The following is a 15,036-nucleotide window of genomic DNA, read 5'->3' as shown; positions in this document are numbered from 1 at the left end:
TAGATCACCGTAAAATAAAACCAATTGTCCAAATAATAACACTCAAAACTAACAGCACACTGCTTAATCCGACTGGTAATGCGGTATATTGCCACAATGTCCCTAAAAAAATCACACAGCCTAAACCCAGTACGCGATACTTTTTATGTTCATGTACTTGCTTCTGAAGGTTTTTATTTATTTTAACCAATTCCTGCTGAATATATTCCTGTTGCGCGAGGGCGTTAAATAAGGTCTCAGGGAGTTCGACAAACTGCTCGCGTAAGTGCGGTAATTTTTGCTGAAGTTTTTTAACTACAGATTTAACCCCCACTTGCTCATCAAGCCAATTCTGTAAAAACGGCTTCGCGGTTTGCCATAAATCGAGTTGAGGATAAAGCTGTCGCCCTAACCCTTCAATGTACAACAGTGTTTTTTGTAACAACACCAATTGAGGTTGCACTTCCATATTAAATTCACGTGCCACGTTAAATAAATTCAACAACACTTGGCCAAAAGAAATTTCTGATAAAGGTTTAGCAAAAATCGGCTCACATACTTCACGGAAAGCCTGTTCAAAGGCATCTATATCCGTATCTGCCGGTGTCCAGCCAGAACGAACATGCATTTCAGCTACCCGACGATAATCGCGGTTGAAAAACGCGACAAAACTTTCTGCCAAATAACGTTTATCATGTTCGCCTAAACGTCCTATAATGCCACAGTCAATGCCAATATATTGGGGATCATGCGGATGTTCTCGACTGACAAAAATATTACCGGGATGCATATCTGCATGGAAAAAACTATCACGAAACACTTGGGTAAAAAAGACCTGAACACCACGTTCAGCCAATAATTTCATATCGGTACCATTGGCCTCAAGCTCAGCAATATTCGAGACTGGAATACCGTAAATTCGTTCCATAACAATGACATTACGATGGCAGAATTCCGTATACATTTGTGGAATATACAACATCGGACTATTTTCGAAATTCGCTCTTAATTGAATAGCATTTGCCATTTCACGACGAAGATCTAATTCGTCACGCAATGTTTTTTCATATTCTCGCACCACTTCCACTGCGCGCAAACGATGCCCTTCACTAGACAAACGAGGCAGCCAAGTGGCTAATTGATACATTAAACTCAAATCCGCCTCAATCGCATGTTGAATATCTGGTCGTAATACTTTAAACACCACTTCTAACTCGCTGTCTTTAAAACGTACAGTATGCACTTGAGCAATAGAAGCGGAAGCTAACGCCGTTTCATTAAAATCGGTAAACCACGTTTCCAATGGCCCACCTAGCGCTTGCTCAATCTGCTCCCGCGCCAATTGGCCATCAAAAGGGTCAACCTGATCTTGTAATAACGCCAATTCATCTGCAATTTCCGGCGGAAACAAATCACGACGGGTAGAAAGCATTTGCCCTAATTTAATCCACACAGGGCCTAGCTCTTGTAACGCTAAACGTAAACGTAGCCCAAAAGCTTTATCTTTGTGCTGATTACGTAGCCAAAACAGCGTATTACGCCAACAACGAAACGGTCGGGTATAGCGGTTATAAGGCAAAACTTCATCAACCCCATAAGTTAACAATGTTTTGATAATGTGATAAAAACGAGCGATTTGTTTAAATTTCATAAGGATTTTTCTACAAGTTTTGCGATTTTCATTTCTAAAAGCACGGTATCTTTTGCTAGCTCGTCTACCTGTTCTGCAAAATCCGCAATAGCAAGGCTGGGCGAAATTAATTGCCATTCCTCTGTTAAACGTTCTCCCCAATAGCGTTGACTAGTCGCGGTCTTCTGTTGAACCCACTGCCCAAATTTTTGTCCAAAACTGACCGCACTTTGTGCGATAACATCTCCCACATAAGGTGATAACAGTTCAGCGGGATCTTTTTCCAAAAACTCCACCATTGCCACAAAATCTTGCAATACTTGCAAATCCCCTGTCAATATAATGGATTGTTCTTTAATATATCGACTTAGCTCTGCTTTCTTTGGAAATTGAAAAAGTAAACGTGATGCCACTTCTATATGACAATCACACTCCCCCTCATAATGCTGTAATATATCCACATGTTGTAACGAAAAAAACACATAACATTGCAAGGTACTATGCTGTAGTTTTATCCCTAATACTTTACCATTTAACCTATGCAAATAGGGCTCAACTTTTTCTGTTTTTTTAATAAGATGATTGAAAATGGTTTCCAATCCCCCTTGCACAAATTGCTGTAACATCGCAACTCCTTAGAATTTATAACCTCGATGTAACGCAACAATACCTGCAGTTAAATTATAATAACTGACTTGCTCAAATCCAGCTTCAGTCATCATCTCTTTTAAAACAGGCTGTGCCGGATGCATACGAATAGATTCTGACAAATAACGATAGCTATCCGCATCATTCACCACCACTTCGCCGATCTTAGGTAAGATATTAAAAGAGTAGAAATCATAGATTTTGCTCAGCGGCTCAATAATCGGCTTAGAAAATTCCAAAACCAATAAACGCCCACCCGGCTTTAACACTCGGTACATGGAACGTAGCGCTTTATCTTTATCAGTGACATTACGCAATCCAAAACTAATGACAATACAATCAAATGTATTATCCGGAAAAGGCAAACTCTCTGCATTCGCTTGTACATAGTTGACATTGCTAACAACGCCTAAATTACGTAATTTTTCTCGTCCAACGCGTAACATAGAGTCATTAATATCTGCCAATACGACTTCACCACTCTCCCCTACTAAACGAGAAAATTTTGCAGTAAAATCCCCTGTTCCGCCAGCTAAGTCTAATACTTTCTGTCCTTTTCGCACGCCACTACAATCAATAGTAAAACGTTTCCAAACGCGGTGAATACCAAAAGACATCAAGTCATTCATCAAATCATATTTTGCGGCAACAGAATGAAATACTTCTGCCACCATTTTTTGTTTGTCTTCTTTTGCTACGGTTTTAAAACCAAAATGGGTGGTATTTTCAGCAAAGTGCGGTTGGTTTTCGCTATTTTTTTCGGTGTTTATTGTTGTCATTACATAGGCTCACAAAGAGAATAATATCTACGTAAGGATAGCAAAAAATCAAGCATTCCGCATTAAAGAATTTTTTCCGATAAATTTTCTTGTTTCAACCCTTGTTTCTTGTCATGAATAGTTATAAATTAAAGGTTTTAAATATTATTGCAAACGTTTGCGATCATACACCGAAGGACGCCTCATGGATCAACTTGAAATGAAAAAAATCGCTGCTCGTGCAGCCTTAAAATACGTAAAGCCCGATACTATTGTGGGCGTAGGCAGTGGTTCTACTGTAAATTGCTTTATTGAAGCTTTAGGAGAAATGCGCGAGGAAATCAAAGGCGCCGTTGCTGCTTCAAAAAAATCAGAAGAATTATTAAAAGCACAAGGTATCGAAGTGTTTAGTGCCAATGACGTATCCAGTTTAGATATTTATGTAGATGGCGCTGATGAAATTACGCCACATAAAGCGATGATTAAAGGCGGTGGCGCAGCACTGACTCGTGAAAAAATCGTTGCCTCACTTGCCAAAACGTTTATCTGTATTGTAGATAGCAGTAAACAAGTTGATGTTTTAGGTTCAACTTTCCCCCTCCCTGTAGAAGTGATTCCGATGGCTCGTTCTCAAGTGGCTCGTAAGCTTGTGAGTCTTGGTGGCTCCCCTGAATATCGGGAAGGCGTAACAACCGATAACGGCAATGTTATTTTAGACGTACATAATTTTAAAATCCTCAACCCAGTGGAAATGGAAAAAGAATTAAATAATGTAGCAGGTGTAGTAACAAACGGCATTTTTGCCCTAAACCCTGCTAACATTGTCATTATTGGTACCCCTGATGGTGCAAAAGTGATTGAATAAGATAAAAATACTTGGAGAGCAAACATGACCATTAAAGTTTCATTAGATAAAGCCAAAATTAAATTTGTATTATTAGAAGGCGTACACCAAAGCGCGCTTGAAGTACTACAAAATGCCGGCTATACCAACATTGAATATCACAAAAAAGCCTTAGATGGCGAAGAATTAATTGAAGCCATTAAAGATGCTCATTTTGTTGGTATTCGTTCACGCACCCATTTAACTGAAGAAGTTTTGCAACATGCGCAAAAACTCATTGCTATCGGTTGTTTCTGTATTGGGACTAACCAAGTGAATCTAGAAGCGGCCAAAAAACGAGGTATTCCTGTATTTAACGCGCCGTTCTCGAATACCCGTTCTGTCGCTGAACTTGTGTTGGGCGAAATGCTCTTATTAATACGTAATGTCCCTCAAGCCAATGCGGAAGTCCATCGTGGTATTTGGAATAAATCAGCGGCAGCCTCAAATGAAGTACGCGGTAAAAAACTCGGCATCATCGGCTATGGTCATATCGGTTCACAACTCAGTGTGCTTGCTGAAAGTTTGGGTATGCGTGTGTTTTTCTATGATACGGAAAATAAACTGCCATTAGGAAATGCTCAACAAGTGCGAACTTTAGAAGAATTATTGTCTATCAGCGATGTTGTTTCTCTCCATGTGCCGGAAAATAGTTCGACTCAAAACCTCATGAGCGCAGAGCGTATTGCTCAATTAAAACCAGGTTCTATTTTAATCAATGCTGCTCGTGGTACGGTTGTGGATATTGATGCGCTTGCTAAAGCCCTTGAAGAAGGAAAATTACGTGGTGCGGCTCTTGATGTGTTCCCTGTGGAACCCGCTTCCATTAATGATCCATTTGAATCACCGCTATGTCGTTTTGATAACGTTATTCTCACGCCACACATTGGGGGTTCAACCGCTGAAGCACAAGCCAATATTGGTGCGGAAGTTGCCGGTAAATTTGTTAAATATTCTGATAATGGTTCCACATTAAGTGCGGTGAATTTCCCAGAAGTTTCTTTACCGGAACATCACAATGCAAAACGCTTATTACATATCCACCATAATCGTCCAGGTATTTTAAACCAAATCAACCAAATGTTTATGGAAGAAGGAATCAATATTGCCGCTCAGTATTTACAAACCGATCCGGTTATTGGTTATGTGGTTATTGATATTGAATCAAGTAATACGGATATGGTATTACAAAAACTACGTTTAATTGATGGCACCATTCGCGCCAGAGTATTATTTTAATTATCTCATCACAGGGCGAGATAATGATCTCGCCCTAATTTATTCATGACCATTCCCCTCTTCTCTTATAATTGTGATACACTAATTATGTTTTAATCTTACTTATTTAGGCTAATGTTTGGATTATGAAGAAGTTTTTTGCATTTCTATTTGTATTGTGTTTAATGACTGTTGGAGTAGGTATATATGGCTGGCAACAATTAAATCAATTTATTCAGTCAGAGCTTCCCTCTCACACTGCAGGTTCTCTGTTGACAGTAGAAAAAGGCACTGGTAGCCAAAAACTTGCACAACAACTTGAAACAAAAGGATTAATTCAACAAAGCTATTTACTGCCTTGGGTATTAAAATTAAAGCCAGAATACAACAAAGTGAAAGCGGGGACTTATCGCTTAGATAACATCAAAACTGTACATGATTTGTTAACCTTACTTAACAGCGGTAAAGAAGCCCAATTTGCCATTCGTTTTACCGATGGTGAAACGTATGCTCAAGTGAAAAAAAATCTGCAAAACGCACCGCACTTAGTACAAAGTTTAGCGAATAAAAGTGAGGCGGAAATTTTCACGCAATTATCTATAGAAGCTGGGTTTCCTCATATTCCACAACTTGATGAACAAAAAAAACTGGAAGGCTGGATCTATCCTGATACTTACCACTATACACCTAATTCCACAGATTTCGATCTGCTCAAACGTGCAGCCATTCGTACGGTTCAAGCCCTAGAAAAAGCATGGGCTCAACGAGATCCTAACACGCCATTAAAAAATCAATACGAACTGCTCATTTTAGCCTCAATTATAGAAAAAGAAACGGCTATCAATGCTGAGCGTGGCAAAGTCGCTTCTGTGTTTATTAATCGCTTAAACAAAAATATGTTGTTACAAACCGATCCAACGGTCATTTACGGAATGGGAGAAAGTTATCAAGGTAATATCCGTAAAAAAGATTTAGAGACACCAACGCCATATAATACCTATGTGATTTCAGGTTTACCCCCAACACCGATAGCCATGCCTAGCGAAGCTTCAATGTTAGCAGCGGCTAAACCAGAAAAGACGGATTTTCTCTATTTTGTGGCTGATGGAACTGGTGGACATAAATTCAGTAAAACCTTGACAGAGCATAATCGCGCCGTACAAGAATATTTGCGTTGGTATCGGGAGAATCATAAAAAATGACAGGAAAGTTTATTGTATTAGAAGGTCTAGAGGGTGCGGGTAAAACCACCGCACGCCAAACCATTATTGAAGCCCTCAACGAGCAAGGAATAACCGACTTAGTTTTTACGCGTGAGCCTGGCGGCACACCGTTGGCTGAAAAATTACGCCAATTAATTAAGCATGAAAGTGAAGAGCTTATTACCGATAAAGCTGAACTGCTTATGTTATACGCTGCGCGAGTTCAACTCGTAGAAAATATAATCAAGCCCGCCTTAAACGAAGGAAAGTGGGTACTTGGTGATCGCCATGACCTCTCTTCTCAAGCCTATCAAGGTGGCGGACGTCAACTTGATCAACACTTACTCAGCACATTAAAAAACGCCATATTAGGCGAGTTTGAGCCTGATTTAACTTTATATTTAGATATCGATCCTCAATTGGGTTTGCAACGCGCTAGCCATCGAGGCGCCCTAGATCGTATTGAAAAACAGCAATTGGATTTTTTCCAACGTACACGCCAACGTTATTTAGAATTAGTTCGCGATAACCCTAAAGCGATAACGATTGATGCAAGCCAATCTATTGAGCAGGTTGGCACAGATATCAAAAGTGCGGTCAAAAATTGGATACAAACTTTATCAAAATGAATATTCTATATCCTTGGCTTGAATCTCATTACCAACAAATTACCCATGCTTTTGCTCAAGGTCATGGGCATCACGCTTTGCTATTCAAAGCCGATCTCGGATTAGGTATCGAACAACTTATTGCGCATATTGCGCATTGGATTCTGTGTCAAGGCGAACCCAAACCTTGTGATAATTGCCATGCTTGCCGGCTTTTTAATGCCGTTAATCACCCTGATTTTTATCATCTTCAACCCGTTGATGATAAAGATATTGGCATTGATCAAATTCGTGAAATCAATGAGAAAGTCAGTCAACATGCTCAACAAAACGGCAATAAAATCGTCTATATTCAGGATGCAGATCGTTTAACTGAAGCCGCCTCAAACGCTTTACTCAAAACGTTGGAAGAACCTAAAACCAATACCTACTTCCTATTACAAACAAATTTAGCGTCGTCTTTGCTGCCAACTATCTATAGCCGTTGCCAAACATGGCTCATTCCAACTCCAGATTCAGAGCTGACTCTTAATTGGTTACAAAAGCAAACTCATGTAAATGCTTCACAAATTTCTACCGCACTTCGTGTGAATTATGGGCGGCCATTAATGGCGCGCCATTTTTTACAAAATCATTTAGCGGAAAAACGTACCACCTTAATAACACAATTTTGGAAGTTTTATCAACGTTCGGATATTCTACAAGTCTTACCGCAATTTGAAAAAGAAATCATCTTTCAGCAACTTGATTGGCTGTCTGCATTTCTTATGGACAGCTTAAAAGCGAAATCAGGGATATATACGGATTGGGTATGTATGGATTTTGAACGTGCCATCGAACAATTTGCTGCGCAAAATACGCTACAAACACTATTAGCCGCTAATCAAATTCTACAACAAACCCGCTCAAATCTCGCGACAATCAATGCAGTTAATCAAGAATTAATGCTGATTGATGGGTTAAGCGGTTTGATTTTGAATAAACACAGCCGATAAAGCTCGACTAAAAAAGAAAGGAAAATTATGTTTATTGTCGATTCACATTGCCATTTGGATGCCCTAGACTATGAAAATCTTCATCACAATATTGATGATGTGGTAGAAAAAGCCAAAGCCCGCGATGTACAACATCTAGTCACCATTGGCGTTACATTAAGTCGTTTTGAAAAAATGCGTGATAACTTAGCCCATCGCAGCGATGTCTCCCTAGCCTGTGGCGTGCACCCACTCGATTTAGATGACGAGCCGTTTGATTATGAGCGTTTATTAAAATTGGCTGACGATCCTAAAGTTGTGGCCATCGGCGAAACGGGGCTAGATTATTATTACAGCATTGAAAACAAACAAGAACAACAATCTGTATTTGCTCAACAAATTCAAATCGCAAACCAATTAAATAAACCGGTTATTGTGCATACTCGCTCTGCACGTGAAGATACTATGCGCATTCTGTTAGAAAATAATGCTGAAAAGTGCGGTGGTGTTTTGCATTGTTTTACGGAAAATCAAGAGATGGCTAATCAGGCATTGGCGCTTGGTTTTTATATTTCGATTTCAGGGATTATTACCTTTAAAAATGCTGAGGCTTTACGCGATGTTGTTCGTACTGTGCCATTAGATCGCTTACTGGTAGAAACAGACTCACCTTATCTCGCACCAGTACCATATCGCGGCAAAGAAAATCAACCCGCTTATGTACGTGAAGTATGCGAATATGTCGCAGCATTAAAAGGCGTATCGACCGAAGAATTTGCGCAAATTACCACGCAAAACGTCGAGCGCTTATTTAAAATTCAATTGCTTTAGTGTATGCTAAGTACACTAGATACAAGGATATATTATGGCTATTAAATTATTTGTACGAAAATCGATTAAGATTTATTTTTTGATTATTTCGCTATTAATCCATCTGTTTTTATTTGCAGCAGCGAATTATCTCTTCCCCCACTATGAAATAACCCAAATCACAGGGGTAGAAGTCAAACGTGTTGATAAAGATGGACCTATTACTAAAGCGAATCCAGCTGATGGGCCAACTCGCGATGTGTACTATATTTATACTCAAAAAGCGGGAGAGGATAAACCGATGGTATATCGTAATGAAGATACCCGTTGGGGATTCCCATTTTATTTCAAATTTGACTCTGCGGATTTACAAGCTAAAGCCTCTGCTTTTGTTAACGATGGTAAAACCGTTCAAGTAAAATATTATGGCTGGCGCTTGGTCATGTTTGATGAGTATCGTAATATGACCTCAATGAAAGAAGTGTCGCCTGAGGCAACTCCATCATGGCCCGTCATGAGTTATATTTTTTATGCACTCTTTTTATTAAGCTTTTTCTTATCTGTGCAATTTATTCGTGGTTGGTTTGATAGCGAAAAAAAATAAATCGGATTTTTAGGCAGGGCTACACAAGTAGCCCTAATTTCTAATTCCCAATACTGATAATTTTATCGTTCCTATGAATTTAATTGAATCTCTTATTATTTTAGTTATTTTAATCATCATAAGTGCGGTCATTTCTTCTGCAGAAATTTCCTTAGCGGGTGCACGCAAAATAAAATTACAACAACTTGCTAATGAAGGGGATAATCGCGCACTGCAGGTTTTACAACTCCAAGAACAACCTGGACGTTTTATTACGGTTGTGCAAATTGGTTTAAATATGGTTGCTATTTCGGGCGGTATCGTTGGTGAAGCGGCGATTCGTCCATTCTTCAATAGTTTTCTAGCACAATATTTTCATTATAATTGGATTGACTCGGCTGCTTCTTGGCTATCTTTTATTTTTGTGACTTCATCATTTATTCTATTTGCAGATCTCATGCCTAAACGCGTTGCCATGACTAAACCAGAAGCCATTGCGATTCGAACCGTTAAGATTATGCAATTGCTGATTTTTATCTTTAAACCTATTGTTTGGTTGTTTGACTGGTGCGCTAACGCCTTATTTAAACTATTCAAAATTCCTACAGTACGTCAGGAAAGCATGACTTCTGAAGATATTGTTGCCATGGTAGATGCTGGTGCACAAGCGGGTGTATTCAAGGCTCAAGAACAATATTTGATCGAAAATATTTTCGATATGCAAACAAGAACGGTCACATCTACCATGACCACGCGCGAATCGATCATTTATTTAGATAAAACAGATAATCGCCAAAAAGTTGTCGAAACCTTATCTCAAAACGCACATTCTAAGCTATTAATTTGTGATAATGGTTTAGATAAAATTTTAGGTTATGTCGAATCGCATAGCCTACTTACCCTATTTTTACAAAATGACGATCCTGTCGCATTAACTGATAGTCGAGTATTACGCAAGCCATTATATATTCCGGACACATTATCTTTATATGAGGTCTTAGAATTATTTAAGTCTTCGGGAGAGGATTTTGCCGTAATTGTTAATGAATATGCTCTCGTTGTCGGTATTATTACGCTCAAAGATGTCATGAGCATTGTTATGGGAGAACTGGTATCAAGCGAAGAAGAGCAAATTGTACGCCGTGATGAAGAGTCTTGGCTGATTGACGGGGCTACACCATTAGAGGACGTACAACGCGCCCTTGATATTGAACGCTTTCCTGATGCAGAAAATTATGAAACCATTGGGGGTTTCATGATGTATATGTTACGAAAAATCCCGAAAAAAACAGATTTTGTCATGTATGATAATTATAAATTTGAAATTATTGATACAGAGAATTTTAAAATCGATCAATTAATGGTGTCATTGCGCAAAGAAATGAAAAATGAGTGAGAAAGCGTGCTGACAATGATACAATTTACTATTCAATTAAATAAATAAGAGAACCACTATGGCTCGTAAAAAGAAAAGCCGCAAACTAACAGATATTATGCCTGCTCGTAAAGCAGATAAACAACCAGAACACACCAAAAGCCGTTCTGGGCGTAAACCAACACGCTATGAACTCGATGCTCAAGCGCGAGAAGAAAAAAGAAAACGTAAACATAAAGGCAAGCCATCCGGTTCCCGCAATATGGTAAATGATACCCAAGCGCAAACCGCTGTATCGGTAAAAAAAGATCCGAGAATTGGAAGTCGTAAAAAAGTGCCTTTAATGGTGGAGTTCGTCAATCGTCCAGAAAAAGGGCAAACGATTCCGCCTATGGTCGCTCATGAGCAAAAAAAGACTATTTTAGCGCCTGAAATCGAATTAGAACGTTTAGAAAATAACGAAATTCTTAATGATTTATTGGATCAAATGGAATCTGGCAAACCTTTATCCAAAGATGACCAACAATTTGTCGATGACTGCCTCGCTCGTATCGCAGAACTGATGGATCAATTAGGATTAAGTGAGGATGAAGAAAATGAAGATGATCTGTACCGCACTTTTGAAACCATTGACATTAACCAATTTAAATAAATTATGTGGATAACCATTCTTGCCATTATTGGCACCATCATTATTGTCGGCATGGGCTTCTATGCCGTAAAACTATTGCTTGCGTTGCGTAAACAGAATCAAGCATTCCAACAAGCACGGCTTGAGCGTATTAACCGTTTGACCGAAAGTATTACCATTATCGCACAAGCCATGCAAAATAAAGAATGTAATCATTCTGAAGGTGTTATTCGTCTACGTATGCTACTTGAACCACTTGGAAAAAAATTAAACCAATATCCCGCAATGTATGAGTTATTTACCGTTGTACAGGATATGCCGACCCATGAAGCTCGTCGCGAACTAATAAAAAAAGACCGGATGCGTTTAGATCTTACTCGAGAAAGCGCTGAAGCTAAATTAGAAGAAAATATTATGTTGGAGTTACGTCAATTATTATCAGACGTGAAAAATTATTAGGGGAAAATTATGTCAGAAGCCACAACCATTGGGAATGTGCACTGGGATTTAGCATTAATTCAAAAGTATAATCATTCAGGCCCACGTTATACATCTTATCCAACTGCATTGGAATTCAATGAGTCTTATAATGATGACGATTTTAGTATGGCGGCAAAACGCTATCCTGATCGTCCGCTCTCTTTATATGTTCATATCCCATTTTGTCATAAACTTTGCTATTTCTGTGGTTGTAATAAAGTCATCACCCGTCATCAACATAAAGCAGATATTTATCTTGATTACTTGGAAAAAGAAATCAAAGTACGTTCATCTCTCTTTAAAAATCGCCAAGTGACCCAAATTCATTGGGGTGGCGGAACACCCACTTATTTAACCGAAGAACAATCTTTACGCCTAATGGCTATGCTTCGCCATCATTTTACCATCGCTGAAAATGCTGAAATCAGCATTGAAATGGATCCACGAGAAATTGAACTTTCTATGCTATCACATTTACGTGAACTTGGATTCAATCGTATTAGTATGGGCGTACAAGATTTTAATAAAGCGGTGCAAAAAGCGGTTAACCGTGAACAAGATGAAGAATTTGTGTTTGCCTTAATGAAGCGCGCTCGCGAACTCGGCTTCCAATCGACTAACTTAGATCTCATTTATGGCTTACCTCTACAAACAGTGGATAGCTTCATGTTTACCTTACAACGCGTGATCGAATTAAACCCCGATCGTTTAAGTGTATTCAATTATGCCCACTTGCCAAGTCGTTTTGCAGGTCAACACAAAATCAAAGATGAGCAATTGCCGGCGCCAGAAACTAAGCTCACTATTTTACAAAAAACAATCGAGACTCTCGGTCATGCTGGTTATCGTTTTATTGGAATGGATCATTTTGCCAAACCGGATGATGAACTGGCCATTGCCCAAGAAAATGGTGTATTGCACCGTAATTTTCAAGGTTATACCACTCAAGAAGAATGTGATTTACTCGGTTTAGGTGTCTCTGCCATTAGTTTATTAGGCGATACTTATGCCCAAAATCAAAAAGAACTCAAACACTATTACGCAGATGTCGAATTACGTGGCATCGCATTACATAAAGGGCTGGTGATGACCGAAGAAGATTGCTTACGTCGCGATGTCATCAAGCAGCTCATTTGTAATTTCAAACTTGATTATGCCACGATTGAATCATTATATTCTATTGATTTTACATCCCATTTTGCAGAAGATCTCGCATTATTAGCCCCTCTCGTAGAAGATGGTTTAATTGAGATTCATGAAACGGGATTACAAGTCACGCCGCAAGGAAGATTACTGATCCGGAATATTTGTATGTGTTTTGATACATATTCAAGACAACAAGCTAGACGCCAACAATTTTCGAGAATTATTTAGATGACCATTTCTTTTCTACTAATTGCTTTTTGCGCGGGTATTGCTATGGCGGTTCAAGCTGCCATTAATACCCAATTAAGTAACGCGATGGTAGGGCAACCCATTGTTGCTGCACTTATTTCTTTTGCCACTGGTGCGGTGGTTCTTTTTCTCGTGTGCTTATGGAAAGCAGATCTTGTTGAAGCAATTAACAATCTCCCCAAGCAACCCCTTTGGAAATTCATAGGCGGGCCTTTAGGTGCATTAGTCGTCTTTACTAGTATTTTCCTTGCCCCTAAAATTGGGGTCACGAATATGTTATTTTTCATTATTATTGGCCAACTTGTTACCGCCATGCTCATTGACCATTTTGGCTTAATTGGCATGCCTGTGCGCACAATGGATATTTGGAAAATATTAGGACTTATCGTGATTTTAATTGGATTGGGACTTTTTTTCTTTGGAAAACAATTTTTTAGTGAGGGTTAACCTCACTAAAACCATCAAAATCTTACTGCATTTTGATACTTACACCTACTTAAAAGTCTTCAGCATTGCTATCACCATTTCTGATGAAGCCCTTGCAGCAATGGGTAAAAACTCTTCAAAAGACATACTTGCATTACCATCACCGGCATCCGAAATCGCTCGAACAACCACAAATGGCACATTAAATAAATAACATACTTGAGCAATTGCAGCAGCCTCCATTTCTACGGCCGTCACATCGGGAAAATTCTGTTTAATTTTTGCTAATGTCTCGCCACCATGAATAAAAGCATCTCCTGAGCAAATTAAACCTCGCTGAGCTGGCTTTCCTTGCTTTTTAACAACACTTTCAGCTAAATCAACTAATGCCTTATCTGACAAAAAAACCTCAGGACAAGCCGGTAATTGGCCCATTTTATAACCAAATGCGGTAACATCTGCATCATGATAGGTTGTTGCGGTAGAAATAACAATGTCCCCAATTTTTAACCCAGCAGCAACGCCACCAGCAGACCCCGTATTGATCACCACATCAGGCTTTGTTAACTGTAATAATAAAGTCGTCCCCACTGACGCGGCTACCTTACCAATACCTGATTGTACTAAGGCCACCTCAACGCCTTCAATTTGCCCTTCATAAAGCGTACAATTTGCTATATGTGTAGTTCGGCAAGCTGCCATTAAATCACGTAAAATCTCGACTTCTTGCGCCATTGCGCCAATGATACCAACTTTCATTTATTTTCTCCGCTCATCATACGCTCTTGCTCTACTCTATCCACTAGAAAATCCAAAACAGCAAAAGCATAATCATCATTATATAAAGTGCTTTGCGTTAGCACATATTTACCATCAATCACCACAAAAGGAATCGTGAATACGCCATATTTATCAGTTAAATAAATCGCTTCTTCCGTTTTCTTTGCTACTTGCTCTGATTGTAAAAACTCTAAAAACTGCTGATCGGGAATGCCGTTTCTAGCGCCCCATTGCAATAAGTTTGTCAAATTTAATAAGGTACTATGCGTATCTTTTTCCGCCTCAAACAAAAGTAGATCCGCTAAATCGTCCCGATCAAGGGCCTGTAAACTAAAATACACATTAGCTGAATATTTTGCCTCCTCAGTCGCAACCGGGTGTTTCTCAAGATAGATTGTATGAGGGTGAATCTGTGCATATAAACTCAGTACATCTTGTGCTTGCGAACAAATACGACAATCATAGGCAAAAAAGGATTGAATAATAATTTTTTTATCCTTGCGGTTCTCAATATTAATTGGAACCCGATATGAGAAATAATCAACACCGTCCTCAAAGTGCGGTATATTTTTCTCAAAATTTTGCGCTATCAAGGTTTCGCCTTGAACAGAGAAAGTACACAATAATAAAATGAAAAGACAAAATTTACGCATGAT

At 39.0% G+C, this 15,036-nt stretch carries 17 protein-coding genes; 12 read left to right on the top strand and 5 right to left on the bottom strand.

What is annotated here, in order from left to right; genetic code table 11:
* Positions 1-4: 4 nt before the first annotated feature.
* From ubiB to ubiE, 3 genes are read right to left on the bottom strand one after another with little or no spacing between them, the layout of a single operon-like run.
* Positions 5-1,630 carry a ubiquinone biosynthesis regulatory protein kinase UbiB gene (gene ubiB, locus CVP05_RS07640; protein ID WP_100288978.1) on the bottom strand — a complete coding sequence of 542 codons (1,626 nt, stop codon included), beginning with the start codon at positions 1,628-1,630 and terminating at the stop codon, positions 5-7.
* Positions 1,627-2,235, bottom strand: a complete 609-nt coding sequence (locus CVP05_RS07635; RefSeq protein ID WP_100288977.1) for a ubiquinone biosynthesis accessory factor UbiJ — start codon at positions 2,233-2,235, stop codon at positions 1,627-1,629. Before CVP05_RS07635 ends, ubiB begins: the two co-directional genes overlap by 4 nt.
* A gap of 9 nt (positions 2,236-2,244) precedes the next feature.
* Positions 2,245-3,036, bottom strand: a complete 792-nt coding sequence (ubiE, locus tag CVP05_RS07630) for a bifunctional demethylmenaquinone methyltransferase/2-methoxy-6-polyprenyl-1,4-benzoquinol methylase UbiE (RefSeq protein WP_100288976.1) — start codon at positions 3,034-3,036, stop codon at positions 2,245-2,247.
* Between the two features lie 184 nt (positions 3,037-3,220).
* Between ubiE and rpiA the strand changes: the two genes are divergently transcribed.
* The 12 genes from rpiA to CVP05_RS07570 all read left to right on the top strand — a co-directional run bounded on the left by rpiA (position 3,221) and on the right by CVP05_RS07570 (position 13,621).
* A complete protein-coding gene (gene rpiA, locus CVP05_RS07625) occupies positions 3,221-3,880 on the top strand; it encodes a ribose-5-phosphate isomerase RpiA (protein WP_100288975.1) in 660 nt (219 codons plus the stop codon).
* A 24-nt stretch (positions 3,881-3,904) separates the two neighbouring features.
* Positions 3,905-5,137, top strand: coding sequence for a phosphoglycerate dehydrogenase (gene serA / locus CVP05_RS07620; protein ID WP_100288974.1), 1,233 nt, complete (start codon positions 3,905-3,907; stop codon positions 5,135-5,137).
* Positions 5,138-5,262: 125 nt separating this feature from the next.
* A complete protein-coding gene (gene mltG / locus CVP05_RS07615; RefSeq protein ID WP_100288973.1) occupies positions 5,263-6,318 on the top strand; it encodes an endolytic transglycosylase MltG in 1,056 nt (351 codons plus the stop codon).
* Positions 6,315-6,947, top strand: a complete 633-nt coding sequence (gene tmk, locus CVP05_RS07610; protein ID WP_100288972.1) for a dTMP kinase — start codon at positions 6,315-6,317, stop codon at positions 6,945-6,947. The genes mltG and tmk overlap by 4 nt, the downstream gene beginning before the upstream one ends.
* Positions 6,944-7,921 carry a DNA polymerase III subunit delta' gene (locus CVP05_RS07605; protein ID WP_100288971.1) on the top strand — a complete coding sequence of 326 codons (978 nt, stop codon included), beginning with the start codon at positions 6,944-6,946 and terminating at the stop codon, positions 7,919-7,921. The genes tmk and CVP05_RS07605 overlap by 4 nt, the downstream gene beginning before the upstream one ends.
* Before the next feature lie 27 nt (positions 7,922-7,948).
* On the top strand, positions 7,949-8,731 hold the full coding sequence (locus tag CVP05_RS07600) for a YchF/TatD family DNA exonuclease (protein ID WP_100288970.1): 783 nt from the start codon (positions 7,949-7,951) through the stop codon (positions 8,729-8,731).
* Positions 8,732-8,765: 34 nt separating this feature from the next.
* The gene (locus CVP05_RS07595) at positions 8,766-9,314 is read left to right on the top strand and encodes a DUF1523 family protein (protein ID WP_100288969.1); all 549 of its coding nucleotides are present in this window, start codon (positions 8,766-8,768) and stop codon (positions 9,312-9,314) included.
* 73 nt (positions 9,315-9,387) lie between these two features.
* A complete protein-coding gene (gene paeA / locus CVP05_RS07590) occupies positions 9,388-10,689 on the top strand; it encodes a polyamine export protein PaeA (RefSeq protein WP_100288968.1) in 1,302 nt (433 codons plus the stop codon).
* A gap of 58 nt (positions 10,690-10,747) precedes the next feature.
* A complete protein-coding gene (gene yihI / locus CVP05_RS07585) occupies positions 10,748-11,320 on the top strand; it encodes a Der GTPase-activating protein YihI (RefSeq protein ID WP_100288967.1) in 573 nt (190 codons plus the stop codon).
* Between the two features lie 3 nt (positions 11,321-11,323).
* Positions 11,324-11,758 (top strand): DUF2489 domain-containing protein, encoded by a 435-nt coding sequence (locus tag CVP05_RS07580; protein WP_100288966.1) that lies wholly within the window; start codon positions 11,324-11,326, stop codon positions 11,756-11,758.
* Between the two features lie 9 nt (positions 11,759-11,767).
* Positions 11,768-13,153 (top strand): oxygen-independent coproporphyrinogen III oxidase, encoded by a 1,386-nt coding sequence (gene hemN / locus CVP05_RS07575; protein ID WP_100288965.1) that lies wholly within the window; start codon positions 11,768-11,770, stop codon positions 13,151-13,153.
* Positions 13,154-13,621, top strand: a complete 468-nt coding sequence (locus CVP05_RS07570) for a DMT family transporter (RefSeq protein ID WP_100288964.1) — start codon at positions 13,154-13,156, stop codon at positions 13,619-13,621.
* Positions 13,622-13,666: 45 nt separating this feature from the next.
* On the opposite strand, the gene CVP05_RS07565 is transcribed toward CVP05_RS07570, so the two are convergent.
* Together CVP05_RS07565 and CVP05_RS07560 are read right to left on the bottom strand one after the other, a co-directional pair.
* On the bottom strand, positions 13,667-14,359 hold the full coding sequence (locus tag CVP05_RS07565; RefSeq protein ID WP_100288963.1) for a 5'-methylthioadenosine/adenosylhomocysteine nucleosidase: 693 nt from the start codon (positions 14,357-14,359) through the stop codon (positions 13,667-13,669).
* Positions 14,356-15,033 carry a thioredoxin domain-containing protein gene (locus CVP05_RS07560; RefSeq protein WP_100288962.1) on the bottom strand — a complete coding sequence of 226 codons (678 nt, stop codon included), beginning with the start codon at positions 15,031-15,033 and terminating at the stop codon, positions 14,356-14,358. The genes CVP05_RS07565 and CVP05_RS07560 overlap by 4 nt, the downstream gene beginning before the upstream one ends.
* Positions 15,034-15,036: the final 3 nt, after the last annotated feature.

The organism is Conservatibacter flavescens, assembly GCF_002795425.1.
Classification (GTDB): domain Bacteria; phylum Pseudomonadota; class Gammaproteobacteria; order Enterobacterales; family Pasteurellaceae; genus Conservatibacter; species Conservatibacter flavescens.
This window is presented reverse-complemented; position numbering and strand designations above follow the sequence as displayed.